At 70.4% G+C, this 26,570-nt stretch carries 22 protein-coding genes; 5 read left to right on the top strand and 17 right to left on the bottom strand.

The features are described from left to right. Positions 1-39 precede the first annotated feature (39 nt). Positions 40-2,733, top strand: coding sequence for an aminopeptidase N (gene pepN, locus SD455_RS00110; protein WP_445506921.1), 2,694 nt, complete (start codon positions 40-42; stop codon positions 2,731-2,733). A 186-nt stretch (positions 2,734-2,919) separates the two neighbouring features. Here pepN and tatC read toward each other — a convergent pair whose 3' ends face one another. From tatC to SD455_RS00050, 12 genes are all read right to left on the bottom strand, one after another. Continuing rightward, positions 2,920-3,684, bottom strand: a complete 765-nt coding sequence (gene tatC / locus SD455_RS00105; RefSeq protein WP_237089886.1) for a twin-arginine translocase subunit TatC — start codon at positions 3,682-3,684, stop codon at positions 2,920-2,922. A 93-nt stretch (positions 3,685-3,777) separates the two neighbouring features. Continuing rightward, entirely contained in the window at positions 3,778-4,038 is a 261-nt protein-coding gene (gene tatA, locus SD455_RS00100) for a Sec-independent protein translocase subunit TatA (protein WP_085437056.1), read from the bottom strand. Further along, entirely contained in the window at positions 4,035-6,386 is a 2,352-nt protein-coding gene (locus SD455_RS00095; protein WP_445506920.1) for a helix-turn-helix transcriptional regulator, read from the bottom strand. The genes tatA and SD455_RS00095 overlap by 4 nt, the downstream gene beginning before the upstream one ends. Positions 6,387-6,392: 6 nt before the next feature. Continuing rightward, positions 6,393-6,797: an FKBP-type peptidyl-prolyl cis-trans isomerase gene (locus SD455_RS00090; protein ID WP_070158792.1), complete on the bottom strand. Its 405-nt coding sequence runs from the start codon at positions 6,795-6,797 to the stop codon at positions 6,393-6,395. 174 nt (positions 6,798-6,971) lie between these two features. Next, positions 6,972-8,171 carry an FKBP-type peptidyl-prolyl cis-trans isomerase gene (locus SD455_RS00085; RefSeq protein ID WP_070158791.1) on the bottom strand — a complete coding sequence of 400 codons (1,200 nt, stop codon included), beginning with the start codon at positions 8,169-8,171 and terminating at the stop codon, positions 6,972-6,974. Between the two features lie 125 nt (positions 8,172-8,296). After that, positions 8,297-9,781, bottom strand: a complete 1,485-nt coding sequence (gene pafA, locus SD455_RS00080; RefSeq protein WP_070158790.1) for a Pup--protein ligase — start codon at positions 9,779-9,781, stop codon at positions 8,297-8,299. Between the two features lie 4 nt (positions 9,782-9,785). Next, positions 9,786-9,998, bottom strand: a complete 213-nt coding sequence (locus SD455_RS00075; protein ID WP_070158789.1) for a ubiquitin-like protein Pup — start codon at positions 9,996-9,998, stop codon at positions 9,786-9,788. A gap of 148 nt (positions 9,999-10,146) precedes the next feature. Continuing rightward, complete coding sequence (gene dop / locus SD455_RS00070; RefSeq protein ID WP_344685514.1) at positions 10,147-11,883, bottom strand: depupylase/deamidase Dop; 1,737 nt, start codon at positions 11,881-11,883, stop codon at positions 10,147-10,149. Then, positions 11,880-13,613 carry a proteasome ATPase gene (gene arc, locus SD455_RS00065; RefSeq protein ID WP_445506919.1) on the bottom strand — a complete coding sequence of 578 codons (1,734 nt, stop codon included), beginning with the start codon at positions 13,611-13,613 and terminating at the stop codon, positions 11,880-11,882. Before arc ends, dop begins: the two co-directional genes overlap by 4 nt. After that, positions 13,610-14,755, bottom strand: coding sequence for a tRNA (adenine-N1)-methyltransferase (locus SD455_RS00060; protein ID WP_445507009.1), 1,146 nt, complete (start codon positions 14,753-14,755; stop codon positions 13,610-13,612). Before SD455_RS00060 ends, arc begins: the two co-directional genes overlap by 4 nt. A gap of 147 nt (positions 14,756-14,902) precedes the next feature. Then, on the bottom strand, positions 14,903-15,661 hold the full coding sequence (locus SD455_RS00055) for a site-2 protease family protein (protein WP_311024152.1): 759 nt from the start codon (positions 15,659-15,661) through the stop codon (positions 14,903-14,905). Positions 15,662-15,699: 38 nt separating this feature from the next. After that, on the bottom strand, positions 15,700-16,431 hold the full coding sequence (locus SD455_RS00050) for an HAD family hydrolase (RefSeq protein ID WP_311024151.1): 732 nt from the start codon (positions 16,429-16,431) through the stop codon (positions 15,700-15,702). A 101-nt stretch (positions 16,432-16,532) separates the two neighbouring features. On the opposite strand from SD455_RS00050, the gene SD455_RS00045 reads away from it, so the two are divergent. After that, positions 16,533-17,462 carry a proteasome assembly chaperone family protein gene (locus SD455_RS00045; RefSeq protein ID WP_070158785.1) on the top strand — a complete coding sequence of 310 codons (930 nt, stop codon included), beginning with the start codon at positions 16,533-16,535 and terminating at the stop codon, positions 17,460-17,462. Positions 17,463-17,489: 27 nt separating this feature from the next. Here SD455_RS00045 and mshC read toward each other — a convergent pair whose 3' ends face one another. From mshC to SD455_RS00030, 3 genes are all read right to left on the bottom strand, one after another. After that, positions 17,490-18,782: a cysteine--1-D-myo-inosityl 2-amino-2-deoxy-alpha-D-glucopyranoside ligase gene (gene mshC / locus SD455_RS00040; protein WP_445506918.1), complete on the bottom strand. Its 1,293-nt coding sequence runs from the start codon at positions 18,780-18,782 to the stop codon at positions 17,490-17,492. A 94-nt stretch (positions 18,783-18,876) separates the two neighbouring features. Beyond that, on the bottom strand, positions 18,877-19,704 hold the full coding sequence (locus SD455_RS00035; protein WP_070158783.1) for an undecaprenyl-diphosphate phosphatase: 828 nt from the start codon (positions 19,702-19,704) through the stop codon (positions 18,877-18,879). Between the two features lie 102 nt (positions 19,705-19,806). Continuing rightward, a complete protein-coding gene (locus tag SD455_RS00030) occupies positions 19,807-20,142 on the bottom strand; it encodes a primosomal protein (protein ID WP_070158782.1) in 336 nt (111 codons plus the stop codon). 182 nt (positions 20,143-20,324) lie between these two features. Between SD455_RS00030 and SD455_RS00025 the strand changes: the two genes are divergently transcribed. Next, positions 20,325-20,576 (top strand): DUF5703 family protein, encoded by a 252-nt coding sequence (locus tag SD455_RS00025; protein WP_237089889.1) that lies wholly within the window; start codon positions 20,325-20,327, stop codon positions 20,574-20,576. Positions 20,577-20,600: 24 nt separating this feature from the next. Here the strand turns inward: SD455_RS00025 and SD455_RS00020 are convergent, their stop codons facing one another. Both SD455_RS00020 and SD455_RS00015 read right to left on the bottom strand, forming a co-directional pair. Further along, positions 20,601-21,782 carry an acyl-CoA dehydrogenase family protein gene (locus SD455_RS00020; RefSeq protein ID WP_445506917.1) on the bottom strand — a complete coding sequence of 394 codons (1,182 nt, stop codon included), beginning with the start codon at positions 21,780-21,782 and terminating at the stop codon, positions 20,601-20,603. A 17-nt stretch (positions 21,783-21,799) separates the two neighbouring features. Beyond that, positions 21,800-23,119, bottom strand: a complete 1,320-nt coding sequence (locus SD455_RS00015; protein ID WP_445506916.1) for a M20/M25/M40 family metallo-hydrolase — start codon at positions 23,117-23,119, stop codon at positions 21,800-21,802. 72 nt (positions 23,120-23,191) lie between these two features. Between SD455_RS00015 and SD455_RS00010 the strand changes: the two genes are divergently transcribed. Next, positions 23,192-26,254 carry an AfsR/SARP family transcriptional regulator gene (locus tag SD455_RS00010; protein WP_445506915.1) on the top strand — a complete coding sequence of 1,021 codons (3,063 nt, stop codon included), beginning with the start codon at positions 23,192-23,194 and terminating at the stop codon, positions 26,252-26,254. Positions 26,255-26,472: 218 nt separating this feature from the next. Continuing rightward, the coding region (locus tag SD455_RS00005; RefSeq protein ID WP_445507008.1) for a transposase-like zinc-binding domain-containing protein at positions 26,473-26,570 on the top strand (98 nt) is incomplete at its 3' end.

Raw genomic sequence — 26,570 nt, 5'->3', positions numbered from 1 at the left:
GGCTTTGCCCGCCCCGTCGGATGCGGCTTGAATGGGGTCATGACGATCACTGACACTGACGCATCCCCCGGAGCGGAGACCCCGTTCCCCCGGGCTGCGGAGGAGAACCTGACCAGGGACGAGGCCGCGTCCCGCTCTGCGCACCTGACGGTGGACGCCTATGAGGTCGACGTGGACCTCTCGGGCGCCGCCGCCGAGGGCGCCTCGACCTATCCCGTCTCCACCCGGATCCTGTTCCGCAGCGCCTCGCCCGGGGCAGAGACGTTCCTCGACTATCTGGGCGCCGCGGTGGAGGAGGTCATCCTCAACGGCGCTCGCCTGGACCCGGCGGACCATGTGGGCTCCGCACGGATCCGACTCCCCGAGCTGGCGGCCGAGAACGTGGTGGAGATCCGGTCCTCCTCCCGCTACTCCCGCTCCGGGGAGGGCCTGCACCGCTTCGTGGACCCCTCCGACGGGCAGGTCTACCTGTACACGCAGTACGAGCCCGCCGACTCCCGGCGCGTGTTCCCCGTGTTCGAGCAGCCGGACCTGAAGGCCACGTTCCGCTTCTCCCTGATCGGCCCCCAGAGCTGGGAGCTGCGGTCCAACGGCGCGGAGGTCTCCCGGGAGTCGGTCTCCGGCACCGCCGCAGGGCTCGACGGTGAAGGCCTGGTCCGCGTCAGCTTCGCCGAGACGCGACGGATGTCCAGCTACATCACCGCGCTGCTCGCCGGACCGTACCACCGCGTGGACGGCTCCTGGGCGGGCGGGGTGGAGGGAGAGTCCCCGATCGAGGTCCCGCTGGCGGTGCTCTGTCGAGCCTCCCTGGCCGAACACCTCGACTCCGAGGAGCTCCTCGAACTGACCCGCTCAGGCTTGGACTTCTTCCACGCCGAGTTCGCCTTCACCTACCCGTGGGGCAAATACGACCAGGTCTTCGTCCCCGAGTACAACCTCGGCGCCATGGAGAACCCGGGCCTGGTCACATTCACCGAGAAGTACGTCTTCGACACCGACGCCACCGACGCCCAGCGCGAGACCCGAGCCAACACGCTGATGCACGAAATGGCTCACATGTGGTTCGGCGACCTCGTCACCATGCGCTGGTGGGACGACCTGTGGCTCAAGGAGTCCTTCGCCGACTACATGGGGTCACTGGCGGTGGACGAGGCCACCGACTGGACCACCTCCTGGATCTCCTTCGCCAACGGCCGGAAGGCCTGGGCGTATGTGCAGGACCAGCTGCCCACCACGCATCCGATCGTCGCAGACATCACCGACCTGGAGGCGGCCGACCAGAACTTCGACGGCATCACCTACGCCAAGGGCGCTTCGGTGCTCAAGCAGCTCGCGGCCTTCGTCGGCCGCGAGGCCTTCCGCGAGGCTGCCCGTCGGTACTTCGTCCGGCATGCCTTCGGCAACGCGAGCCTGGACGACTTCCTGTCGGTGCTCGGCGAGGTCTCCGGCCGCGACATGACCAGCTGGGCCGCGGCCTGGCTGCAGACCGCCGGCGTGCCGGAGCTCGCCGCATCGGTGGACGACGCCGGCCGCGTCGTGGTCGAGGAGCGCGGCACTGATCCCGCCACGGGTGGACCGATCAGCCGTCCGCACGTCGTGGAGGTCGGCGTCCACGTGCTCGACGAGACCACCGGGACCCTGCGGCGCACCGGATCAGAACGCATCGCCCTCGAGGGCCCCCGCGTGCTCCAGGAGCTGACCCTCCCCGCTGCGGGTGCTCCGCGGCTGCTGCTGCCCAACGAGGAGGACCTCACCTACGCCAAGCTCAGCCTGGATCCGGAATCCGTGGCGGCAGTCCTGACCCACCCCGTCGAGGACCCGCTCGCGCGTGCCACCGTGTGGGCCGCCCTGTGGTCCATGGTCCGCGACGGCGAGCTGCCCGCGGCCCGGTTCCTGGAAGCGGTGATGACTCTGGGCCTGCAGATCGAAGAGGTCGTCGTCGTCCAGGCGCTGCTGCGGCAGAGCGACCGTGCCCTGGAGGCCTTCACGCCGGCGGAGGAGCGGGAGCGGCTGCAGGAGCAGTTCGCCGCCCGCCTGGCCGAGTTCATCGCCGAGTGCCACGGCGGTGACCGCCAGCGCGCAGCGGCCCGCACCCTGGCCACGATCTCGCGTCGCACGCCCGCACAGCTGGACCTGCTGGCGGCGCTGCTCGACGGCGAGGCCGCCTCCCTGGGGATCACCGGCCTGGCGCTGGACGAGGAGCTGCGTTGGGCGTTCCTGCAGGCGCTCACCACCCACGGACGGGTGGAGCGCAACGCCCTCGACGCCGAACTGGCCGGCCGCACCACGGCGCGCGGACGGATCGCCCACCGGCTCGCACTGGCGGCCCGCCCTCGCCCCGCGGTGAAGAAGGAGGCCTTCGCCCAGGCGATCTCCGGCCGGGACGACGACGGCGAGGAACTGTCCAACGATCACCTCACCGCCACGGTGGAGGGCTTCCGCTGCGGTCCGGCCGAGCTCGTGGACGCCTATGAGGAGGACTACTTCGCCGCCGTCGTCGACGTGTGGGAGCGGATGAGCCAGGGTCAGGCCACGCGTGTGGTCGCCGGGCTGTTCCCCGGCACTCAGGACCTGACGGCCGGAGAGAAGCCTCAGGAGCACCCGACGGCCCGCCGCACGGCCGACTGGCTCGCCGCCCATCAGGACGCTCCGGCGGCGCTGCGGCGGTTGCTCATCGAGGAGCAGGACCATCTGCTGCGCAGTCTGCGCGCCCAGCAGTCGGCGCGGCGGTAGACCGGGCTCAGCAGAACCGGGCTGGGCTGGGCGGGACTGGGCAGAACCGGGCTGGGAGGACCCTGGGCTGACCAGTCCTCGGCTGATCAGTCCTCGCCCCTGCGGCCCGCAGAAGATCGTCTCTCCGTGAGAGATCGCCCCCTGATTCGGCGACGATCTCTCACGGAGAGACGATCCGCACCCCGCTCAGGTGCGGGTGATGAGATCCTCGGTGGCGGCCTCGCGAGCGGCCACCCGCTTCTCCCGGCGCTTGTCATTGAGCAGACACAGCACGATCGCGACCCCGAAGAGGACCACGAGCGGACCGGCGATGAAGAACATGGTGATCGCATCGCCGCCGGGGGCCGCCATGGCCGAGATCAGCGCGATGAACATCAGGGTCCCCCGCCAGCTCTTGAGGACCCGACGCCCGGTGATCAGCCCCATCATGTTCACTCCCACCAGGATCACCGGGATGACCATCGCGACCCCGAAGGCCAGGAAGAGGTGCAGCACGAAGGTGAAATAGACGTCCGGAGCGATGATGTTCGACGTGCCCTCGGGGTTCAGGGTGAAGAAGAATCGGATGGCCTGCGGCAGGACCACGTAGGCCAGGCCGATGCCGATCACGAACAGCGGCACCGAGGCGGCGATGAACCCCAGGGCGTAGCGCTTCTCCTTCTTCTGCAGCCCGGGCATGATGAAGGCCCACAGCTGGTAGAGCCACACCGGCGAGGAGATCACGATCCCGACGAACAGCGAGATGCGGATCATCAGGTCCAGCGGCTGGCCGACCGTGTTGAAGGCGATCTCGGTGCTGCGGTCCACATCGTCGAAACCGATGACCGGCGCGCTCAGCAGCGCGAAGATCGTGTCATAGAGGAAGAACCCCGCGACGGCACCGACCACGATCCCCAGGCAGGCCTTGATGAGCCGATTGCGGAGTTCGCGCAGATGCTCCTTCAGGGGCATCTTCCCCTCAGGGTCTCTGCGGCGTCTCGACTTCCTGCGACGTCGTGGCGATGAGGTGCGGGGAGCGTCGTCGTGCGTCCCTGCCATCGGTCCTCAGGCGTGGTCGCGGCGGTGCTGTGAGCTGCCGCGCGGGGTGTCGGTGGGGTCCACCACACGGCCCTCCACCGCGGGACGCTCGGCGTCGCCGGTCTCGGGGTCCTTGGAGTCAGACTCGTCCTGCATCGTGCGGACCTCGGATTTGAAGATCCTCATCGACTGACCCACGGACTTGGCCAGCTGTGGAAGCTTCGGCGCACCGAACAGCAGGATGATGAGCAGGGCGATGATGGCGATCTGCCAACCGGTGATGTTCATGGAGTGCGTCCTTTCGTCTGGCCCCCAGGATACTCCACCGAGCTGGACACACCGTCGCCCAGGGCCGCCAGCCCCCGTTCGGCTCGACGCACGACCTCCCCGGCAAGCTCCTCCGGCTGCAGCACGGTGACGTCGCCCCCGGAGCGCAGCGCCAGATCGACGGCGATGGACCCGCTGCGCAGGGCGACCTCCACCGTCCGCGCGCCGTCCTCTCCCCAGACCTCCCGCACGGGCGCCCAGGCATCAGCGTCGGCCGCCGCCGAGGGGGCGAAGCGCAGGATCACGAGCTCGTCATCGCGACGACGAGGGACCTCCGGGCGGCGCGCAGGCTCGGTCGCGAGCGCGCGGGCCTGATCGCTCAGCGGCGTGTCCGGCATCGGCGTCAGGTCCAGCACCCGGCCGAGCAGGAAGTTCCGCTCCCCCTCCACCGACCGGCACCAGGCCCGCAGGTAGGTGCGGGCGCCGTCGTGCAGCAGCGTCACGGGGTCCACGACGCGACGGGTCCGGCGGTTCTGGACATCTTCGTAGAGGAGTTCGACGGCGTGCTCGCCGTCGAGGGCCTCGCGCAGAACGGCCTCGTGGCCGAACTCGTCGGCGCTCTGCCAGGCCACACTCAGCTCGGCGGCAGTGGCGTCGAGCTCAGCCGGAACGATCGCACGGATCCTGTCGCGCAGGCGCGCGGCGGCCTGCCGGACCGGCTCGGTGTCCGGATCCTGGGAGGCGATGAGACCCTCCAGGGCGATCAGCACCGAGAGCGCCTGCGGTGCGGTCAGCCGCAGCGGACGCCCCAGCGTGTCCTGAAGCCGCGGGCCCGGCAGGGCGATGCGGATGACCGGGTCCTCTGCCAGCAGCTGCTTCTCGAACACGCGACGCGTCAGCGGAAGCTCTGGGTCGATGTCGATGTAGTGCCCGAACTGCGCGGAATCGAAGGCGGCCGACTGCTGCAGGGAGAGAAGATCCCGGTGCAGCTGACGAGGCGTGATGCTGTAGCGCTCCAGCAGATCGCTGGCCCGTGCACCGCCGGTGGCGTGCAGGTAGGCGGCCATCGACATGACCCGGGCGATCTTCGCTCCGGCGTCGTTGGTCGTCGAGGTCCGCGGCGCCCTCAGCTCCTCCGCCGGAACCGGGCTGTCCCGATGCGCCCGGCGCACAGCTTCCAGGTGACGCCGGACCAGCGCCGTGAGTCGCTCCCCGGAGAGCACCCGGACCCGCGGCAGCGCGACGGCGATCTTCCCCAGGAAGCTGTCGTGGAGCGTGGTCTCGACCGTAAGTCGGACAGCTTCGTCGTGGGACGCCTCAGAAGACACAGGATCGTGACGCGCATGCGGCAGGAAGGTGGCCGCGACGTCGGCGTCGGCCTCCAGCTCCACCGTCTCCGTCCCGTGGGCCGGGCCGAGGGTCTCGAGCTGCTCGCGGGTCACCTGCGGGGGGTCGATGCGGCCGTCGGCGATCTGCTCCAGGACGGTCCTGATGGAATCGTCCGGCGCCGTGAGCCGGGTGATGTCGCCACGGATGCGGTCCAATCGGTAGACACGGACGGCGTCGCGGTCAAGATCGTGGCCCACCAGATACCAGCCGCCGCGGGAGCCTACGCCCAACGGCACCGTGCGGCGCTGTTGGGCGCGATGCCGGCCTCGCGGACTGTAGGTGAACGCCACTGCCGCAGTCGTCAGGGAGTCGGCGAGGGTCCCGAGGTGGTCGAGCACGTGGTCGTCGGCCAGACCCAGTCTCACCGATGCCGGAGGCGGCAGAGCGCCGGGCACCTGGGCGGCCTCCGGATCGGCAGTCGAAGCGGCCGCGGCACGGTCGCCCGCCGGCTCCGAGGCCTGCAGGGCCGTCAGCGCGCCGGCGGCCTGCCGTATGGCCGCCTGTGCCCGGGTCCCGCTCCACAGCAGCTCGGCGTGCCGCAGGGCGATGACCTCGTCTGCCGGAATCCGCAACGGGGGCAGCCCGTGGGCCTCCGGATCGATGACGTAGCGGAAGTCGTGGTCACCGCCGTGGCCGTCCCGCCCCTCGTCCTCGGAACCCAGGGACGTGATGTCGATGCCGAGCCGCCGCAGCGTCCGCTTGTCCCGGTTGAACTGCTGCTCGAAGGCCTCCCGGGAGGTCTCGCCCTCGGGACGGTAGTGCTCGACCCGCTCCCGGATCTCTGCCTTGGAGAGGCCCACGGGGGCGGCGTCGATCAGCGTCGCCGCCAGCGAGAGCGCGCGGCTGACGCCGGTGTCGGCGAAGGCGTCCTGTCGCTCCGCCTCAGGAGCATGCGGCGTCGTCCCGTAGACGAAGCCCCCCTGCCCCTCGGCGCCGATCCGGTCCGGCCCGCCTCGGCTGCGGTGGCGATACCCGACCACGGCGGATCAGCCGGCTCGACGGACGCGGACCAGGTCGACCACGAAGATCAGGGTCTCGTTCGGCCCGATGGCCGCACCGGCGCCACGCTCGCCGTATGCCAGGTGCGGCGGGATCTCCAGACGCCGCCGAGCGCCCTCCTTCATCCCGATCAGCCCCTGGTCCCAGCCTGCGATGACCTGTCCGACGCCGGCCGTGAAGTCCAACGGCTGGCCACGGTTCCAGGAGGCGTCGAACTCCTCGCCGGTGGACCAGGACACCCCCACGTAGTGGCACGACACCTGGTCGCCCGGCTCGACGGCGCGGCCGCCGCCGGGGATGAGCTCCTCGACGACGAGCTCCTCAGGCGGAGTGTCTCCGGGGAAGTCGATCTCCGGGCGTGTGCGGTCGTAGGTGCGCTGACCGAAAGACATAGGTGCTGTTTCCTCTCCGACAGGGATCTTCTGCATCCAGCCTATCGGAGACCGCACAGCAGAGACGGCACACGCCCCGGGGCCGGACCATCAGGTCGGGCCCCGGGGCGTGGGATCGTCAGGGTCGGGTCCTCACGGAGCGCCCGTCACGCGCCGGCGGCCGCGGGGCCCCTCTCACTCGTCGTCGTCGCCGGCATCGTCCTCAGCGTCGTCCTCAGCCTCATCCTCAGCGTCGCCCTCAGCATCGGCGTCGTCGGCTCCGCTCTCCGCGGCGCCCTGCTCCTCGAGCATCTCCTGGAGCTCCTCAAGCTCCTCCTCGCTGAGCTCCGGCTGCTCGGGCATCTCCTGCTGCGTCTGCTCCGGCATGGGTGCGGCCTCGATGACGTCGACGACGAAGATCAGGGTCTCGTCCTGGAGCTCGTGGCCCTCGGACTCCCCGTAGCCCTCCTCCGGCGGGATGACCAGCAGCACGCGGTCACCGACATGCTTGCCTTCCAGACCCTCGGCCCATCCGGCGACCAGGTTGTCCAGCGGGAAGCTCGCGGGCGGTGCCGGCGGGGTCTCCTCCCCCTCGGCCTCGTCCTCGGAGTCGTCGGCGTCATCGGCCTCATCGTCCTCATCGGCCTCATCGGCCTCATCGTCCTCCGCGGCCCCGGCGGTCACACCGGGCCAGGCCGAGTCGAAGACCTCGCCGTCGGACCACTTCCACCCGGTGTAGCGGACCACGACCTGGTCGGTGGCGCCGATCTCTTCGCCGTCGCCGGCGATCAGCACCTCGCTCGCGGTCTCCTCGGGGGCGTCCTCGTCGTCGCCGGGCGCCTCGGCGAGCTCGGGAGCCTCGCCCTCCACAGACGTGATCTCCGGGAGGTCGCCGCTCTGCTCCTGCTCCTCACCGGTGGCATAGGCGGGAACCTGATCATCGATGCGCAGGATGATCAACGAGTCGACGCCGCCCGTCTCCGGCGTTCCCGGCTCGTAGAGGGCCAGATCGGAGCCGACGGTCGCGCCCGTCTCCATGAGCGAATCGTAGATGAACTCGCTCTGCTGCTCGATCATCGGCAGGAACAGCAAGGAGGGCAGATCCTCGCTGAAGTTCTCCTGCTGGACGGCACCGCTCGAGGGGTCCACCGTCGCCGAGGAGACGTGCAGGATCTGTTCCGGATCCAGTTCCTCGCCATCGCCCTGGGAGAGGATCACCGAGGACTCCTCGTCCGCCTCGACCGGGTTGCTGATCAGCACCTCCGGGACGCCTTCATCCGTGAAATGCAGGTCGATCCCCGACAGCGCTGAGGTGTCGCCGAGGCCGTCGCCGGAGCAGGCGGCCAGCAGCAGCACGGCAGGGGCGGCCAGGGCGGCGTGATGCTTCTTTCGCACGAAGGGTGTCCTCCAGTGTTGATCGGGGCAGACGGTGGTCCCGCCAGTGTTCTCGCCAGGGTGAACTGTACAGGTTCCCGCTGGACGGCCGCGTGCCGTTCCTCCGTGTCGAGCCCGTGCGCCGATCACACCAGCGGGGGCTCGGGCGGTGCCGCGGGCTGTGTCCGCACGTAGCGCTCGCTGAGCGCCAGCGGCACCGACTGAGCCTCCCGCTCGGCGGGGTTCAGCTCGAGCAGCTCGCCGCCGAGGCGAGCCAGCAGCGTCTCGATCCGAGGGTCCTCGGTCACGAAGGGATCCTTGACCATGACCGCCTCCAAGGGGCGGTCCACCAGCTTGTGGTGGACCCAGTCCACGGTGTGGCCGACGCCGTGGGCACGAGCCGCTGAGAGGAAGCGCCCCCGGACGACGGCACGCGTCGTCGCGGGCGGGTCGGTGATCGCCCGACGCAGGCGGGCGTCGTCGAGCAGCCTCTCGGCGCGGCCCCGTCGGACCAGCAGGTGGAACAGGCCCCGTTCCGGGTGGATGTCATGGTAGGCGAAGTCGATCTGATCCAGCCGGGGCGCCCCGAGGTCGAGCCCTGAGCGGGCGGCGACCTCGTCGATCAGCCGCTTCTTGATGGCCCAGTCGATCTCCCGGTCGATGAGCGAGTGATCGCCGGTGGCGACCGCCTCCACGGCTCTGCCCCAGAGGTCGAGGACCTGCTCGACCCTGTCGTGGTGGGCTCCGTGCCGGGCGACGAAGCGGCGCGCCTTCTCGAGCAGAGCGGCCTGCACGTCCACAGCCGTCACGCGCTTGCCCTCGCGGGTGCGCACCGTCGCGCGCCCGGAGAGGTCGTGGCTGATGTGGCGGATCGCGCTGATCGGGTTCTCCAGCTCGTGGTCTCCCAGCGGCTGGCCGGCCTCGATCATGCGCAGGACGAGGTCTGTCGCACCGAAACGCACCAGCTGGGTGGTCTCCGACATGTTCGAGTCGCCCACGATCACATGCAGCCGCCGATGCACCGACGCATCGGCATGCGGCTCGTCCCGGGTGTTGATGATCGGACGGGACCGGGTGGTGGCCGAGGAGATGCCCTCCCACATGTGGTCGGCACGCTGCGAGAAGGCGTAGTGCGCCGGTGCGTCCTCCGTCGCGGGGACGATGCGCCCGGCACCGGCGATGATCTGGCGGGTCACCAGGAAGGGCAGCAGCACGGTGGACAGTCGCCGGAAATGCGTGGTCCGAGGGATCAGGTAGTTCTCGTGCGAGCCGTAGGAATTGCCCTGCGAGTCGATGTTGTTCTTCAGCAGGTAGACCGATCCGGGAAGCCCGTCGGCGCCCATCGCCGCCTCGGCCCGCTGGCCGAGGTCATGCATGATCAGCTCCCCCGCCCGGTCCGAGGCGATGAGGTCGAGCAGGTCATCACATTCGGCGGTGGCGTACTCCGGATGGGATCCGACGTCGAGGTAGAGCCGGGACCCGTTCGGAATGAAGACGTTCGAGCTGCGCCCCCAGTCGATCACCGGACGGAACAGGTACCGGGCGGCCTCGTCCGGCGCCAGTCCGCGACGTCCCTGGCCGTGGTGCGCCAGGCCGAACTCGGTCTCCACGCCGAAGACGCGACGCTCCATGCTGCTACTGACCGCCCTTCTGGACGAATCCCTTCACGAACTCCTCGGCGTTGCTCTCCAGCACCGAGTCGATCTCGTCGAGCAGGCTGTCGAGCTCTTCCACCCGTGCCTGAGACTGGGCGTTTCCGCCGGCAGGGGCCGGCGCTCCACCGTCCCCGGGGGCTCCCGGGGTGTCCTGCTCGGTCTGGCCGGGACGGCGCTGCGGCTGAGTGGCCATGATGTCTCCCTTCCTCGTCCCCGGACCCGGCGCCGAGCACCAGGGGTCCGGGACCTTCTCCGCACGGCGGGGCGCCGTGCGACGGACTGACTTCCGAGTCTACGACTGCCGGCGGCTTCTGCGTGTCCCGCCGGGCCTGACGGGGCGTTCAGGACTCCAACAGACGGCGCAGCCCGGCCACCAGGTCCTCAGGGGCTTCGGCGGCATACAGGACAGGCTCCGCGTCGGCACGGGAGCCGCGGGTCGGCTCCGCCATCGTCAGACGCGTGACGCGTCCCAGCGGATCGGGACGCAGCAGGATCTGGTCCCAGCTGGCGCCGACCACGTGGTCGGCATGCTGGGACACGAGCTGGCCGCGCAGCCAGGCCCGGGTCTCCTCGGGCGGGTGCGCCGCCGCCCAGGCGACCTGATCGTCGGTGAACAGCCGCCGCATCCGCCCGGCCCGGGCCAGCTTGTGGTAGAGCCCGCGCTCCGGCCGGAGGTCGGCGTACTGCAGGTCGATGAGCTTCAGCTGCGGGGCATCCCAGTCCAGCCGGTCCCGCCGACGGTAGGACTCCATGAGGGTCAGCTTGGCCACCCAGTCCACGCGGTCCGCGGCCAGGGTGAGGTCGTTCTCGAGGTCCTCCAGCAGAGTCTCCCAGGCCTCGAGCACCTCCGCGGTCTCGGTGTCCGGGGCGGTGTGGGCCGACTTCGGTCCGGACTTCTCGGCCGCCCGGGAGGCCGCGGCCCGCAGGTAGAGCCGCTGGATCTGCAGGGCGGTCATCTCGCCCCGATTGGTGCGCACCGTGGTGGTGAGGCTCGGGTCATGCGAAACGGCCTTCAGCGCATCGACCGGGTCGTGCAGGCGCAGCTGGGGAGCCCGACCGGACTCGATCAGGTCCAGGACCAGCGCCGTGGTGCCCACGCGGAGCCAGGCCGAGTACTCACTCATGTTCGCGTCGCCGATGATCACGTGCAGGCGCCGATGCCGGTCGGCGTCGGCGTGCGGCTCATCCCGGGTGTTGATGATGGGGCGCCGCACCGTGGTCTCCAGACCCACCTGCTCTTCGAAGAAGTCGGCCCGCTGAGAGATCTGGAAGCCGCTGCGAGAGGCTCGCTGACCGATGCCCACGCGACCGGCTCCACAGATGATCTGCCGGGTCACGAAGAACGGGATCAGCCCGGCGACCAGCTGATCGAAAGGCACCTCCCGGGGAACCAGGTAGTTCTCGTGGGCGCCGTAGGACACGGATTTGCCGTCGGTGTTGTTCTTGTAGAGCAGCAGCTCCGGGCTGCCATCCTCGCGAGCGAGCCGCTCCACGGCCCGCCGGACGATCACGTCCCCGGCGACGTCATAGAGCACCGCGCGCTTGGCGCCGATCGTCTCCGGCGCGGAGTACTCGGGGTGGGCGTGGTCCACGTACAGCCGCGCCCCGTTGGTCAGCACCAGGTTCATCAGCAGCTGCGGCTGCCCCTCCCGGAGCTCGAAGAAGTCGCCGCGCCAGTGCGCCGATCCCGGCGCATGGAACTCCGAGTCCCCACTGTCCTCCTGTCCTTCCGAGAGGTCTGCGGGACTCGCCGTCGAGGCGGTCCTCGGCGTGGCCCGCACCGGGACGTCGGCCGGGGAGGGGTCTCCCCCGCTGACCCCCTCGAGGGCCTCGCCGGTGTCGGTCAGCTGGCTCGGATGCGCCGCCGAACGGGGCAGCACCCAGCCGCGGGCGTCCACCAGGGGGGACTCCGAACGGTAGTCCCACTCCGTGCCGGCCACCGCGCCGCCGTCCTCCGTGACCGCCGCCGCATAGGCGTTGACCAGCTCGATGGACAAGGCCACGTGGCTCGCCCGGGGGTTGTTCGGGGCGTGGATCCCGTACTCGGTCTCCATGCCGATCAGACGCCGTACGCTCATCGGGCTCCTCCGGCCAGTCGTTCGACCCGCACCACCGGGGACGGGGCGGCGCCGAGCACCCGCGCCCATTCCTGGGGGTCCGCGGTGTTCACCAGGTCCTCCTGGTCACGCAGCTCGGCCTCGGCCGCTGCCAACAGCTGCTCCTCCGAGAGCCCCTTGGCCTCCACACTGCGGTCAGCGGCGAGGAACTGCTTGATGGCGGACTTCTTGGCCCGGTCGACGATGTTGCTCAGCACCGCTCCCGAGATGAAGTCCGCGGCGGTGAAGTCCGTGGTGGCGCCGTCCGCGTGCACCAGGCGGAGACGCGCCGCCGAGTCCTGCGGATAGAGCCGGTCGACGACGGCGTCGACCATCGCCTCCACGGCCTCGGCATGCCCGCCCTTCTCCGCGACATAGTCGGCCCGCAGCGGCAGCCGACCGCCCAGATGGATCCCCAGGATCTCCCGGGCGCCGGCGGCGCCGGGACGGCGGACTCGGATCTTCACGTCCAGGCGCCCGGGGCGCAGGATCGCCGGATCGATCATATCCTCCCTGTTGGAGGCGCCGATGACGATGACGTTGTCCAGGGACTCGACGCCGTCGATCTCCGCCAGAAGCTGCGGGACGATCGTGGTCTCCACGTCCGAGGAGACGCCGGTGCCGCGCGTGCGGAACAGCGCCTCCATCTCATCGAAGAACACCACCACCGGGTGTCCCGCCGAAGCCCGCTCCCGCGCCCGAGAGAAGATCACCCGGATATGACGTTCCGTCTCGCCGACGTACTTGTTCAGCAGCTCGGGCCCCTTGATGTTGAGGAAGAAGCTGCGGGCCGACGTCGTCCCGGGGGCCCCCGCGCCGTCTGGCGCTTCGACGCCCTGCAGCGAGGAGGCCACGGCCTTGGCGATCATGGTCTTCCCGCAGCCCGGAGGGCCATAGAGCAGGATGCCCTTAGGCGCGCTGAGCCCGTGCTCGCGGTAGAGGTCCGCGTGCAGGAACGGCAGCTCGACGGCGTCGCGGATCTGCTCGATCTGCTCGGAGAGACCACCGATGTCCGCATAGGAGACGTCCGGCGTCTCCTCCAGCACGACGTCTTCGACCTCGGAGAGCGGCACCACCTCGGTCGCGGTGCCGGTGCGCAGGTCCACCGTGACGGCGTCGCCGACCCGCACCGGAGTCTCGTGGTCACCGGCGAGGCGCACCAGACGCTCATCTTCGCCCCGGATGAAGACCACCAGACGACCGTCCGGCAGCACCTCCTTGACCCGAGCGAGCTCCCCGGTGTCCTCGGCCGGCAGCACCGCCACCACGGTGAGGTGCTCGTTGAGCAGCACCTCAAGCCCGGGCCGCAGCTGCTCGGGGTCGAGCAGCGGGGACACGCTGACCCGCATCTTCCGGCCGCCGTGCAGGATGTCCGCCCCGGGTCCGGTGGCCGCGTCGATCTCCCGTCCCTCGACCAGCTCATGGGCCGGCCGGTAGCCGATCACGGTGCCGAAGGTGAAGGGTGCCTGGCCGTCGGCGTGCAGCGCGGTGCGCAGCTCGTCCATCTGGTTCCGCGTGGTCTCCAGCAGTCGAGCCATCCGCTGGTTCGTGCTCCCGGCGGTCTGCAGCTGCTGCTCCAGCTGGCGGCTGCGCTGGCGCAGCGAGTCGAGCTGCCGGTGGGCGCGCTCCAGGCGCTCCTGCAGCTGCTCGGCCGTGGCCTCTGCCGGCGAGGACTCTCCAGTGGGCGGTCCCTGTGCGGCGTCTGGGCTCATGTCTCCTCCTGCTCCACGGCCCCGCCCCGGGGCCCGCGGCCGGTCTCGGCTGTGTCCGCTGTGTCCTGGGCGGCGTCCTGCACAGTGTCCTGCACAGTGTCCTGCACAGTGTCCTGCACAGTGTCCTGTGACGGCTCCTGGGACGGTGCTGGGTCGTCGGCGCCGCGCGCGGCCTCTGCGAGCTTCTGTGAGTGGGCGGCGGCTTTGCGGGCCTTGCGCCCAGTGACGGTGCGCCGTTTGAGCGTCTCCTCGTCCCAGGCGGCGTCCTCCGGGAGCCAGGCCTGCATGTCCTCCGTGGTGACCTCGGACTGCTTCTCCCGCTTCTTCAGCTGCAGCGGCGTCTGGTCGTCGGCCAGTCTGCGGGCCGAGAGCAGGAATCCGGTGTGAGCCACCATGCGATGGTCCGGGCGCACCGCCAGACCGTCGAGATGCCAGGTGCGCAGCATCGTCTCGTGGGCCTCCGGCTCGGTGAAGGCCCCGGAGGCGCGGATCGCCTCAGCGAGCCGAGACAGCTGGGTGACGGTGGCGACGTAGCTGACCCACACGCCGCCCGGAGCGAGCACATGCCGCACCGCGTCGAGGCACTCCCACGGGGCCAGCATGTCCAGGACCACCCGATCCGCCGCTCCGGCGCTCTCCTGGTGGGGCACCTGCTCCTGCATGTCGCCCACCAGGACCTTCCAGCCGGGATGCGGCTGGCCGAAGAACGCCTCCACGTTGCCGCGGGCGATCTCGGCGAAGTCCTCACGACGCTCATAGGAGTGCACCGTGCCGTGATCTCCGACGGCGCGCAGCAGGGAGAGGGAGAGCGCACCCGAGCCCACCCCGGCCTCGATGACGTGCGCTCCGGGGAAGACGTCAGCCACCTGGACGATCTGGGCCGAGTCCTTGGGGTAGACGACGGTGGCGCCGCGCGGCATCGACAGCACGAAGTCGTTCAGCAGCGGGCGGAGCACCTGGTACTCGTGGCCGGCGTCGTTGGCCACCACGATGCCCTCGGGCTGACCGATCATCGTGTCATGGCGCAGCACCCCCTGGTGGGTGTGCCACTCACCTCCGCGCTGCAGGGTGATGGTGCTGGGCTTCCCCTTCCGGTCGGTGAGCTGCACGCGCTGGCCCGGCCGCAGCGGGCCTTTGCGCATGTGCACGCCGATCGGAGCGCCCTGCTCGTCCGCGGGGCCTGTCGGTGCCGACTCGGGGTTGGTGCTCACGGATCTCACTCTCGTCGTGGGGGTCTGGTGGCGCGACGACGGACCGGTGCCGGCGCCGACGCATTCGTCATCTCGAGCCTATCGCTCCCCGGGGCCCTGAGGCCCGCCGGCCCCGCCTCCGCCGTCGTCGTGCCGCTGACGCGTCAGCCGAGCTCGGGCCGTCCGGACCGCATCCCCAGCACCCTGCCAGAGGAAGAAGCACACCATCGTCGCCACGACGACCAGCACGAGGCTGATCCGCGGCGAACCCGTGGCGGCCAGGACCAGGACCGTCGCGGCGAGGGCGACGACGACGGCGCGGCCCGCCCAGCCGGCCGCCAGCATCCCGCGGTCCTGACTCCCCGTGGCCCGCCAGACTGCGGACTCCACGAGGCGCCCGCCGTCGAGGGGATGCCCCGGCAGCAGGTTGAACAGCCCCACCAGGAAGTTGACGAGCACGGTGACCGAGGCGAGCATGCCGAGCACCCCGACCGGCTCCAGGGCTTCGATCAGCGCCCAGCCCACGGCAGCGATCAGCAGATTCGCCGCCGGCCCGGCGAGAGAGACGGCCAACGACTTCCCGGGAGTCGCCTCCCGGGTGAGGAACTGGGTGTGACCGCCCCAGAGGTTCAGCTCGATCTCGGTGGACGGCCAGCCGAAGGCACGGGCGGTGAGCGCATGGGCCAGCTCATGGGCGAGCACCGAGAGCAGCAGCAGCACCGCATAGGCGGCCGCGACCAGGTGGGCCCACACCCCCAGCTCGGGGAAGATGCGGGCCACCTGGGGTCCGAACAGGATCACGATGACCCCGCCGATGAGGAACCAGGAGTACTGCAGCCGCACGGGCGTGCCGGCCACGCGGGCGACCGTGATCCCGCCCCGTCCCGTTCGAGGTCTCATGGTCGGGCCAGCGAGCCGATGGCCGAGCCGGGAGCCACCGAGATCAGCTGGTCCAACCCATCGGCGTCGAGGCCGCGGAGAGTGGGCAGAGTGTGCCAACGTCCCGACTCGGGCAGCGGACTCATATGCGGCACCGCCAGGGTCACGATCCCGGAGTCCGCGGCGGCGGCCGTGCCGGGCACCGAGTCCTCCACCGCCAGGCAGCGTCCGCGCTCCAGAGGCTCCGGATGGTCGGCCGCCATCCGCTCGAACGCCACATGGTAGGCCTCCGGGTCAGGCTTGCCACGGCTGACCATGTCTCCCGAGACGATGAACTCGAGCCTCCCCTCCGGCAGGGCGGCGACGACCTCACGGGCGAGCGGCCCTTCGCTCATGGTCACCAGGGCGCAGCGCACTCCCGCGGAATGGAGGTCCTCCAACAGCTCGCGGGCGCCGGGACGCCACGGCATCTGCTCTCGGACCCTCTCCACCACCTGTCCGATGAGATGGTCGATGATCTGACGGACCGACAGGTCCACTCCGGCACGCTGCAGCACGGCGGCACTGTGCGTCAGAGCCTGGCCCACCAGCGAGTGGGCCTGTTCGTCGCTCCAGGAGCCGCCGTGGGCCGCGACGAGCTCATACTCGGAGGCGATCCAGTAGGGCTCCGTGTCGACGAGGGTGCCGTCCATGTCCCAGAACACGGCCTGGAGCCGTCGGGACGCGCCGGGAGAGGTCTCAGAATGCATGCTTCCATCGTAGGCGTGATGACGCGCGGCACGCCGTCGCGGACGTCACACGCCCACGTCAGCACTTCCCTCCCCCCAGGGCCGGAGCTAGTGTGAGAGCTGTGGATCAGCAGAACCAGCCCGAGGACGCACCCGAGCAGACCGAGGCCCGCGCCGCCCGGTTCGCCCGGCATCTCCGCGAGTCCACCGACGTGGCAGACGAGCGGCCCACCGTGATGGTGCTGGCCTTCGAGGGTTGGAACGACGCCGGCGGGGCCGCCTCCTCGGCCGTGCGTTCCATCACCACGGCCGCCGACGGAGAGCTGGTCGAGCGCATCGACGACGAGGACTACTACGACTACCAGTTCACCCGCCCGCGGGTCCGTCGGACCGGGTCGCACCGGGAGATCGTCTGGCCCGCGACGAAGATCTACCGGGCCCGCCCGCAGACCTGTGAACTGGACCTGCTGCTGGTCAACGGCGTGGAGCCGAGCTTCCGCTGGCAGGCCTTCACCGCCGACATCCTGACCAAGGCCGCCGAGCACGACGTCGCCGCGATCGTGCTGGTGGGCGCGCTGCTGGCGGACGTGCCGCACACCCGGCCCATCCCTGCCGCACTGTCCAGTGAGGACCCCGCTCTGCAGGACGCCCTGGATGTGGACGAGCCGACCTATGAGGGGCCCACCGGGATCGTCGGAGTCCTGGCACACACGGCGAACCAGGCCGGCATCCCCGCGGTCTCGCTGTGGGCGGCCGTGCCGCACTATGTGGGTCAGGCGCCCTCCCCGAAGGCCCAGCTGGCCCTGATGCGGCAGCTCGAAGACCTGCTCGGGCTGACCCTGGACGTCGAGGAGGTCTCCGAGGACGCCGAGGCGTGGGAGCGCGGTGTGGACGAGCTGGCTCAGGAGGACACCGACATCGCCGAGTATGTGCAGCGGCTGGAGGAGGCCACCGACACCCCCAATCTGCCGGAGGCCAGCGGCGAGGCGATCGCGCGCGAGTTCGAACGGTATCTGCGCCGTCGCCGGCCGCCCGAGCCCGGCGACTCCTGACGCCGGCCCGTCGGGCCGGCTCCCGCGTCAGCCGAGTCGGATGCCCAGCATCGACTCGACGACGGCGCGCACCCGGTCCTGCCCGGTGCCGCCGGCGATGTGCCCGGCAGCCCACTGGTCGAGCTGGTCGAGCGCGGCAGGGCCGTTGAGGTTCAGCGACAGTGCCGCATGCAGGGCATACTGCAGGTCTTCTGCGGTGTCCGCCGGACCCTCATGCACGGCGGGAGCACGGCGCAGCGCCTCCTCCCAGCGGGTGAGCCGGGCACGGGCCTGCTCGAGGTGCTCCTCGGTCCAGCTCCAATCATGGCGCCAGTGCTGGCCCAGCAGCGCGATGCGGATCAGCCGCGGATCCACCCCCTGCTCCCGGAGCTTCGAGACGAGCACCAGGTTCCCGCGCGACTTGGACATCTTCTCGCCGTCCAGGCCCACCATGCCGGTGTGCACATAGGTCTCGGCCAGGGGGACGCCGTCGGCCGCCGTGGCATGGGCCGCGGAGAACTCGTGGTGCGGGAAGCGCAGGTCCGACCCTCCTCCCTGGACCGTGAACGGGGCCGGGAGATGACGCCGCGCGATCACCGAGCACTCGATGTGCCAGCCGGGACGACCGTCGCCGAGCGAACCACCCTCCCACCACGGCTCGTCCCGCCGGCGGGCACGCCACAGCAGCGGATCCAGAGGATCGCGCTTCCCGGCCCGCTGCGGATCCCCGCCGCGCGTCGGGAAGAGCTGCTCCATGGTGGCGCGGTCATAGGCGCCGATGCTGCCGAGGCGCCAGTCGGTGCGAGCCTCCGCCGCGGCGATGTCGAAGTAGACGTCCTCGCCATGGTCCACTCCGGCAGGCAGCTCCTCGGCCGGGACGACGACGGGGTACCCCACGCCGAGGGCCACCAGCGACTCCACGTCGGCGACGACGTCGGGAATGGACTCCACGGCGCCCAGGTAGACGTCCGGGGCGACGACGTCGAGGGCCTCCATGTCGGTGCGGAAGAGCTCGGTCTGCTCCTCGGCCAGCGTCTGCCAGTCCACGCCGGTGTCCCGGGCTCGCTCCAGCAGCGGGTCGTCGATGTCGGTGACGTTCTGCACGTACCGCACGTCCAGTCCGCAGGCCCGCCAATAGCGGACCAGCAGGTCGAACTGGACGTAGGTGTTCGCATGTCCCAGATGTGTGGCGTCGTACGGGGTGATCCCGCAGACGTAGAGCGACCCGATCCCGTCCCGCGCGACGACGTCGACGGCGGCGCCACCGGCGGTGTCGTGCAGCTGCAGGGCCTCCGGCAGCGGTGGGAGGGTCGGCACGGCCGGGGAGGTCCAGGGTTTCACGCGGCGGGGTCCTTTCTGCACGGGCAGTCCGGTCAGTGGACAACGTCGGCTCTGGCCAGGGTATTTCCGCCCTGGGCATGCCGACGATCACGGGTCAGGCGTGGATGATGCCCAGGCCCAGCAGCACGAAGACGATCAGCCCCACGATGATGCGGTAGTTGACGAACAGCGTGTACGAGTTCGTGGACACGTAGCGCAGGAACCACCCGATGATCACATAGGCCACGAAGAACCCGACCACGGTGGAGACCATCGTCTGCGCCATCGAGTACGGGCCCTGCTGCTCGCCGAGGGACCCGACGAGCTTGTACAGCCCCGAGCCGAAGACCGCGGGCACGGCCAGCAGGAAGGAGTAGCGGGCGGCGGCCTCACGGGTGTAGCCCATGAGCAGCCCGGCGGTGATCGTACCGCCTGAGCGGGACACGCCCGGAATCAGCGCCAGCGCCTGCGCGAAGCCGAAGAGCACACCGTCGCGGATGGAGAGCTCAGCCAGCGGTTTGCGCTGTCGGCCGTAGGCGTCCGCCACAGCCAGCAGCACGCCGAAGACGATCAGCATGGTGGCGACCAGCCACAGCGTGCGGAAGGTGGTGTCGATCAGCTCTTCGAAGAGCAGCCCGAGCACCACGATCGGGATGGTGCCCACGATGATGAGCCACCCCATCCGGACGTCGGGGTCGCGGTGGGAGAGCCGTCCGGCCAGCGCGGCGAACCACGCCCGCAGGATGCGCACGATGTCGCGCCAGAAGTACACGAGCACCGCGGTCTCGGTGCCGAGCTGAGTGATCGCGGTGAAAGCCGCCCCGGGATCGGCCGCACCGGGGAGGAACTCCCCCACGATGCGCAGATGTGCCGACGAGGACACCGGGAGGAACTCGGTGAGGCCCTGGACCAGCCCCAGGATGATCGCTTCTATCCACTGCACAGGCTGAGCTTAGATCATCCTGGGCGTCCTGCCTGACCACGACGTCGGGTGAGATCCCCCACGGCCCCGCGCGAACCGCCTCGGGACGTGCCCCCGGTCGGGCTACTGCCGAGGCTCGTCGTCGGGTCCGCCCTCGTCGTCGAAGTCGTCGTCCTCATCGTCGTCATCGTCGTCGAGCGACTCCTCGAGGTCATCGTCCTCGTCGTCCTCGTCCAGAACGTCGTCGGAGTCATCGTCCTCGTCATAGAGGTCCAGGGGCGTGACCTCCCCGGTGGCCGCGAAGAGGGCGTCCTCATAGGCCTCGAAGGCGTCGGCCACCCCGTAGAAGGCCGACTCCACCGCCGGGTCCTCCTCGCCGCGGCGGTTGAGTGAAGCAGAGAGATGCTCTTCGAGAGCGTTCGTCAGCGTGCTCAGTGCGACGCGGGGGTCCATGTTCATAGCCCACACGGTACCAACGCCCGAGGGTTTCGGTAAGACCTCTCGGAGAGATTCGGGACATGATCGGCACACCCTTGACGACACGGATGTGACCAGGTGCTAAGGTGCACTCAATCGCAGAGGCGATGCCGCGCTGACATCGCCTTCAGTCGCACATCAGAGAGCGAGCGTGATCGGCCGGAATGTCTCAGCAGTTCTCCGCGATCCCGTCCCCCGCAGCCGCCCGCTACACCACCGACAACGCCTCTGGCCCGAACTGGGAGTACCTGGTGATCACCTGCCAGCCCCGGGAGTCTCTGAAGGAGGTCCGGCGGCGCCTGGCGGACCACGCCGAGTACGGCAAGTGGGAGCTGCGGCGCAGCCGCATCTACACCGGCGGCGTCCGGAAGTACTGGCTGCGGCGCCGCATCATGAAGGTCCGGGCCACACTCTGAGGCCGCGGCGCGGACACCGGCGGGTCAGCCGTCGAGGGGCCCCAGCAACGACGTCGCCAGCGTCCGATGCGCGGACTCGTCGTCCGACGGATGGTGCACCCCCGCCAGCACGTCACGATACAGCCGACTCAGCTCGCTCCCCCGGCGATACTGGCCTCCGCCGCTGACGTGGAGCGCGGCGTCCACCGCCGCTCGAGCCGTACGGGTCGCCGTGGTGCGCAGAGCCACCAGCCGCGGGAACCACAGGTCACCATGCTCGACCCTGTCCTCGATCTCGCGGGAGAGCTGACGCAGCTGAGCGTCCAACCCCAGCTGCTGCAGCTGGGCCTCGGCCAGCCGGTATCGGATGTCCGGGTCCTGGCTCAGCGACTCCCCCGTAATGCGGCTCCTCCGGTCCTCCGCCAGTCGGGCGGCCAGCTGCAGAGCACGGTCCCCCAGCCCTGTGTACACCGCCGAGAGCAGCCCCAGGAAGGACGAGAAGATCGCGAACACCAGCGGATCCCGGTTCGGCCCCTCGGGAAGACGCCGCACGATCCTGTGTGCGGGCACCCGGGCACCTTCCAGGACCGTGGTCTGGGACTGCGTGGCCCGCATGCCGAGGGTGTCCCAGTCGTCCAGGCTCCGCCAGCCCGGCGCCTCCCGCTCAAGGAAGCCGAAGATCAACGGCGCATCACCGCCCTCGACGTCTCTGCCGAACAGCCCCAGGCGAGTCCACACGGGCGCCAGCGTGGTGAAGATCTTCGTGCCGGTGAAGCTCACTGCGCCGTCCTGGACCACCCGGGCCTCGGTCGCTGAGTCGAAGAGCACCGCGTCGTTGCCCGGTTCCGAGATCCCGAAGGCGAAGATCTCCCCTGCTGCCGACTCCCGGAGCACCGGGTGGAACTCCTCATGGCCGCTCGCGGTCATCTGCCGGGCCACGGCGACCCAGACATGATGCATGTTGACCGCGAGCGCTGTGGCCGGCGCATGCGCGGCCAGCAGCCGTTGAGCGGCGACCAGCGTGGGCAGGTCCCAGCCGAGGCCCCCGTCGGCTTCGGGCACCAGAGCGCGGAGGTATCCGACGTCCATGAGCTCCGCGAGGTCTTCGTGGCAGAACTCGTTGCGCTCGTCGTAGCCGGCGGCGCGCTCGTGGATCCGTGCCAGCAGCTCGGGGGTCAGGACGGCCGCGACGCGGTCACGCACGGCGGCGTCGGGGTGGGTGGCCATCGTCATGTCCTGTGCCCTCACTGCGCGGCGAGGAACCGGTGCAGGACCCGGACGCCGAAGATCAGCGAGTCCACCGGCACCCGTTCATCGACTCCGTGGAACATGCCGGTGAAGTCGAGCTCGGCCGGCAGCTGCAGCGGCGCGAAGCCGTAGCCGGCGATGCCCAGTGCCGAGAGATGCTTGTTGTCGGTGCCGCCGCCCAGCATGTAGGGCAGCACGACGCCGTCGGGGTCCTCGGCGCGCAGGGAGGCGACCATGTCCTCCACCAGCGCCCCGGAGAACGGGACCTCCAGGGAGGGCCCGCCCTTCTGCAGCTCGAACCGCACCTTCTCTCCGGCCAGCTCGTGCAGCGTCGCCGCGACCTTCTCGTCCTGCTCGGGCAGGGTCCTGGCGTCCACGAGGGCCTCGGCCGTCCCAGGCACGACGTTGTGCTTGTAGCCGGCGTCGAGGGCTGTGGGGTTGGAGGTGTTCTGGAGCGTGGCGGCGATGAACTTGGCCGTGCTGCCGGTGGCCTCCAGCAGCGCCGAGGGGTCCTCCTCGTCGAAGGGGATGCCGGTGAGCTCGGAGAGCTGCTCCATCAGCGCCCGGGTCGTCTTGGTGTACTCGATCGGCCATTCGTGGGCGCCGATGCGGGCCACCGCCTCCCCCAGGGTGACCACGGGGTTGTCGTGCTGGACGGCCGAGCCGTGTCCGGCGGTGCCGGAGGCGATCATCTTCGTCCAGTGCAGGCCCTTCTCTCCGGTCTGGATGAGGTAGGCCCGGGTGCCGGCGATCTCGGTGGAGAACCCGCCGACCTCGCTGATCGCCTCGGTGGCGCCGGCGAAGATCTCCGGGTGGTTCTCCACCAGCCATCCGGCTCCGTAGGTGCCGTTGTCCTCTTCGTCGGCGAAGAAGGCGAAGATGATGTCCCGCACGGGCCGGTGGCCCTCGCGGTGCATGCGGAGCATGGCGGCCAGGATCATGGCGTCCATGTCCTTCATGTCGACCGCGCCGCGGCCCCAGATCATGCCGTCGACGACCTCGGCGGCGAAGGGGTCCACCTGCCAGTCCTCCGCCTGGGCGGGGACGACGTCGAGGTGGCCGTGGACGACGAGGGCCCCGGCCTCAGGGTCGGTCCCGGCCAGTCGCGCCACCACGGAGGCCCGACCCGGCGCCGACTCGAGGATCTGCGGCTCGAGTCCTGCACGCCGCATGATCTCGGCGCAGTACTCGGCGGCCGCCCGCTCCCCGTTGGAGCGGCCGTTGCCCCAGTTGGTCGTGTCGAGGCGGATCAGGTCCCGGCAGAAGTCGACGACGTCCTGCTCAGCGAGGGCTGCGGGGTCGAGTGCGTCAGTCATGGCACCACCTTATCGCCCGCGTCGTCGTGCGTCCGGCAGAAGGTATGGTGCTGTCATCCCGATGGTCGGCTCGTGAGGTGGAGATCTCCGGTGGTGGTGTTCGACGTCCTGGGGCCCGTGCAGGTGCGTCGGCCCGACGGCCCCTCCTGGACGCCGACCGGCCTGCAGGGGCTGCTCCTGGGGCTGCTGCTCGTCCACGCCGGCCGGCCGGTGTCCGTGGACGAGATCATCGATGCGCTGTGGGGCGGACTCACCGACTCCCGAACCACCCACCGCCTGCAGACCCATGTGCACCGCCTGCGGCGCGCGCTGGGCCCAGGCGTCGCCATCACGGCGGAAGGCGGAAGCTATTGCCTTGCGGCGCAGGGCTGCGACCTGGACTCGGACCGTTTCCGTCGGCTCATGCGGGAGGCCCACCAGGTGATGGCCTCAGATCCGGCCCGTGCCGTGGACCTGCTGCGCACCTCCCTGGACCTGTGGACGGGACGCCCCTACCAGGGGCTGGACCATCCGCTGCTGACCGGGGAGGCGGAGCGCCTGGAGGAGCTGCGGCTCTGCGCTCTGGAGGATCTGCACCACACGGAGATCGTGCGCGGGCGCACCGACGCGGTGACGGCGGAGCTCCCGGCGCTGCTGCGGGAGCATCCGCTGCGGGAACGCCTCTATGAGATCCAGATGCTCGGGCAGGCGCTGACGGGCCGCCGCGCCGATGCGCTGGCCACCTACCGGAAGGCCCGGCGCACCCTGGCCGAGGAGCTCGGCGTGGAGCCCGGCGTCCGCCTGCGCCGCCTGGAACAGGATGTGCTCGACGGCCGGGACCTCAGCGGCGTCGCCCCTGCGCCGCATCAGGCCGGAGAGGCTGTTTCCGGAGCCGCCGACGGCGTCGCCGACCCGCCCGAGGCGCACGTGCAGGTCCAGCAGGTCAGCAGGCCTTCGGAGCTGCCGGGTCCCCCGGCCCGGCTCTGCGGCAGGACGGACGAGTTGGCTCTGGTGGATCACGCCGTCCGTTCACGGGCAGGGGTCATCGCCTTCACCGGCGTCGGCGGAGTCGGGAAGACGACCCTGGCCCTGCACTGGGCGCACACAGCAGTGAACGCCTTCCCTGACGGTCAGCTCTACGCCGCACTGGGCGGCTTCGGCCCGGACGCTCCGCTGCCCCCGGAACGCGTGCTCGGCGGGTTTCTCCGTGCGTTGGGCCTGGACTCCAGGGAGCTGCCCGAGTCGACGGCAGAACGGGCCGCCATGTTCAGGTCCAGGGTCGCGGGACGTCGGATGCTGATCCTGCTCGACGACGCGGCGACGGCAGATCAGGTCCGTCCCCTGCTCCCCGGCACGGACCACTGTCAGGTGGTGATCACCAGCAGAGATGCGTTGTCCGGACTCGCCGTCACCGACGGCGCTCTCCGCGTGCCCGTGAGGCCCCTGCCGACGGCCGAGTCGCGGCATCTCCTCACCGAGGAGCTCGGCGGCGACGCGGCCGCCCTCTCACCGGACACCTTGACGGAGGTCGCCGAGGCGTGCGGCGGCATCCCACTGGCCGTGCGGCTCGCCGCTGACCTCGTCCGTGATCAGGCAGCAGACCGGCTGCAGGACCTCCTCGCGGAACTGCGCGCGCCCGACGGCCGCCTGGGCGCACTCTCCCGCCGTTCCGGCAGCGGGTCATTGCGGGAGGTCCTCGCCCGGTCGGTCCACCGGCTCGACGACGATGCGCACCTGGTGCTGCGCCGTCTGGGCGATCTGCCGGGGCACAGCCATGACCTGCGGAGCGTCCGCGTCGTCACGGGGTTGGAACGGCGAGCCGCCGCCCGTGCGGTGGACTCGCTGGTGCGCGCACATCTGGTCGACAGGCTGCCACCGCGGCGGCTGATGCTCCACGACCTGGTCCGCGACTATGCCCGCGAACTCGCAGCAGTCCAGGACGGGGGCCGACCCCTCGGCGAGGCGTTCGCCGCGTACTGCGAGCAGCAGCTCAGGACCGCCCGGTCAGCGCAGGCGATGGTCACTCCGGTCGATCATCAGGATCCCCGCACGGTGGCTCCGCTCTTCGACGATCGCGCCTCGGCTGCGCGCTGGCTGGACTGCACCCTCGAGACGCTGCTGGCCACCGCCGAACGTGCGGCCGCGCACGGCCCCCTGGACTTCGCGCCGCAGCTCTCCGCCCTGCTGCGTCGTCACCTGGACGAGCATCATCGTCACGATGAGATGGAACGCCTGCACCGGGCCGCGCTGCGCGCCGCCCAGGCCCAGGGGAGCCCCTCCGGGGAGGATACGGCCCAGCACAACCTGGGCATCCTGGCGCTGCGCCGCGGGCGGCCATCCGTGGCGCGGGAGCACCTGCGGGCCTCCCTGGAGATCGCCGAGCGGATCGAGGACGACGAGAGGTCCGCAGCCTCCCGAAACTTCCTCGCCGGCGCCTATGCCGCAGAGCGCGACCTGGGGAAGGCGGTGCATCATCTCCAGGAGTCCATCGGCATCTACCGCCGGCTGAAGCTCCCGACGGTGATCCACCCGCTGACGAACCTGGCCACCATGCGCCGGTGGACCGGGAGATCCCATCTGGCGATGCCCCTCCTCCAGGAGGCATTGGCCCTCGCCGAGCAGGCCGAGCCCGCCGACCGACCCCGGTACCGTCTGGGCCCCCAGAACGAGATGACCGCGGTGCAGGTGGCACGGCGCGATCCCCAGGGCGCACTGCACGCCGCCGAGGAGGCGCTGGAGCTGTCCCAGCGGCTCGGCAGGTGGCCCAAGGCCTCTGCCACGTTGGCCTGGCGCGGGACCGCCCTGTGGCAGCAGGGCCGGACCGAGGAAGCGGTGCGGCAGATCCGCGACGCACTCGATCTCGCCGAGGCCCACCAGGTGTCTCTGGGCCTCGCCACCGCTCACAACGGTCTGGCGGAGGTGTTCCGTGACCTGGGCCGACTCACCGCGTCCGAGGAGCACCACCGGGCCGCCCTGGAACACGCCGGCGTCGCCTGGGAGGAGGAGCTGCGGGCCCACCGCGGGCTGTCCGAGACGTGCCGTCTCACCGGCCGGGTCACCGAGGCCGAGGCGCACCTCGCAGCGGGACTACGGATCTGCGAGGCAGTGGACCACCAGGACACCGCGGACCTGCGCCGGATGCTCTCCGCCGGCTGAGCGGGGGTCGGGGGACGCGCCGCGCGAGGTCGAGGCATGCGTCCAGGGATTCCCACGACGGCCGGGACGTGACGCCGGTCGACCTGCTGATCGCTGGTGCCGCGGCGTCTGACCAGCTCCCTGTGAGGGTTATAGGCCAAAATGTGTGTACAGCGCGGCCGGGGATCGTTGATATAGCGGGGATGTAGGGGCCTGCACATGCTTTGAAAGCATGTGGGGTGACTCCTCCCTCGAATCAGCCGGTCTGTGGTGTATGCGGCACCAAGCTGGTCAAGAACGGCAAGACCAGCGCTGGGCGGACGCGGTGGCGGTGCAA

It is taken from the genome of Nesterenkonia sp. K-15-9-6 (assembly GCF_052656005.1).
The sequence above is the reverse complement of the archived record's forward strand: the minus strand, read 5'-3'. Positions and strand labels throughout refer to the sequence as shown.

Excerpts from the sequence above, each read along its gene's own strand:
- SD455_RS00020 (WP_445506917.1), bottom strand. The coding sequence starts at position 21,782 with ATGGCCACCCACCCCGACGCCGCCGTGCGTGACCGCGTCGCGGCCGTC.
- tatC (WP_237089886.1), bottom strand. The coding sequence starts at position 3,684 with ATGCCCCTGAAGGAGCATCTGCGCGAACTCCGCAATCGGCTCATCAAG.
- SD455_RS00090 (WP_070158792.1), bottom strand. The coding sequence starts at position 6,797 with ATGTCTTTCGGTCAGCGCACCTACGACCGCACACGCCCGGAGATCGAC.
- pepN (WP_445506921.1), top strand. The coding sequence starts at position 40 with ATGACGATCACTGACACTGACGCATCCCCCGGAGCGGAGACCCCGTTC.
- SD455_RS00015 (WP_445506916.1), bottom strand. The coding sequence starts at position 23,119 with ATGACTGACGCACTCGACCCCGCAGCCCTCGCTGAGCAGGACGTCGTC.
- SD455_RS00030 (WP_070158782.1), bottom strand. The coding sequence starts at position 20,142 with ATGAACATGGACCCCCGCGTCGCACTGAGCACGCTGACGAACGCTCTC.
- SD455_RS00075 (WP_070158789.1), bottom strand. The coding sequence starts at position 9,998 with ATGGCCACTCAGCCGCAGCGCCGTCCCGGCCAGACCGAGCAGGACACC.
- SD455_RS00050 (WP_311024151.1), bottom strand. The coding sequence starts at position 16,431 with ATGCATTCTGAGACCTCTCCCGGCGCGTCCCGACGGCTCCAGGCCGTG.
- tatA (WP_085437056.1), bottom strand. The coding sequence starts at position 4,038 with ATGAACATCACCGGTTGGCAGATCGCCATCATCGCCCTGCTCATCATC.
- SD455_RS00060 (WP_445507009.1), bottom strand. The coding sequence starts at position 14,755 with ATGCGCAAAGGCCCGCTGCGGCCGGGCCAGCGCGTGCAGCTCACCGAC.
- arc (WP_445506919.1), bottom strand. The coding sequence starts at position 13,613 with ATGAGCCCAGACGCCGCACAGGGACCGCCCACTGGAGAGTCCTCGCCG.
- pafA (WP_070158790.1), bottom strand. The coding sequence starts at position 9,781 with ATGGAGCGTCGCGTCTTCGGCGTGGAGACCGAGTTCGGCCTGGCGCAC.
- SD455_RS00025 (WP_237089889.1), top strand. The coding sequence starts at position 20,325 with ATGTCTCAGCAGTTCTCCGCGATCCCGTCCCCCGCAGCCGCCCGCTAC.
- dop (WP_344685514.1), bottom strand. The coding sequence starts at position 11,883 with ATGAGCGTACGGCGTCTGATCGGCATGGAGACCGAGTACGGGATCCAC.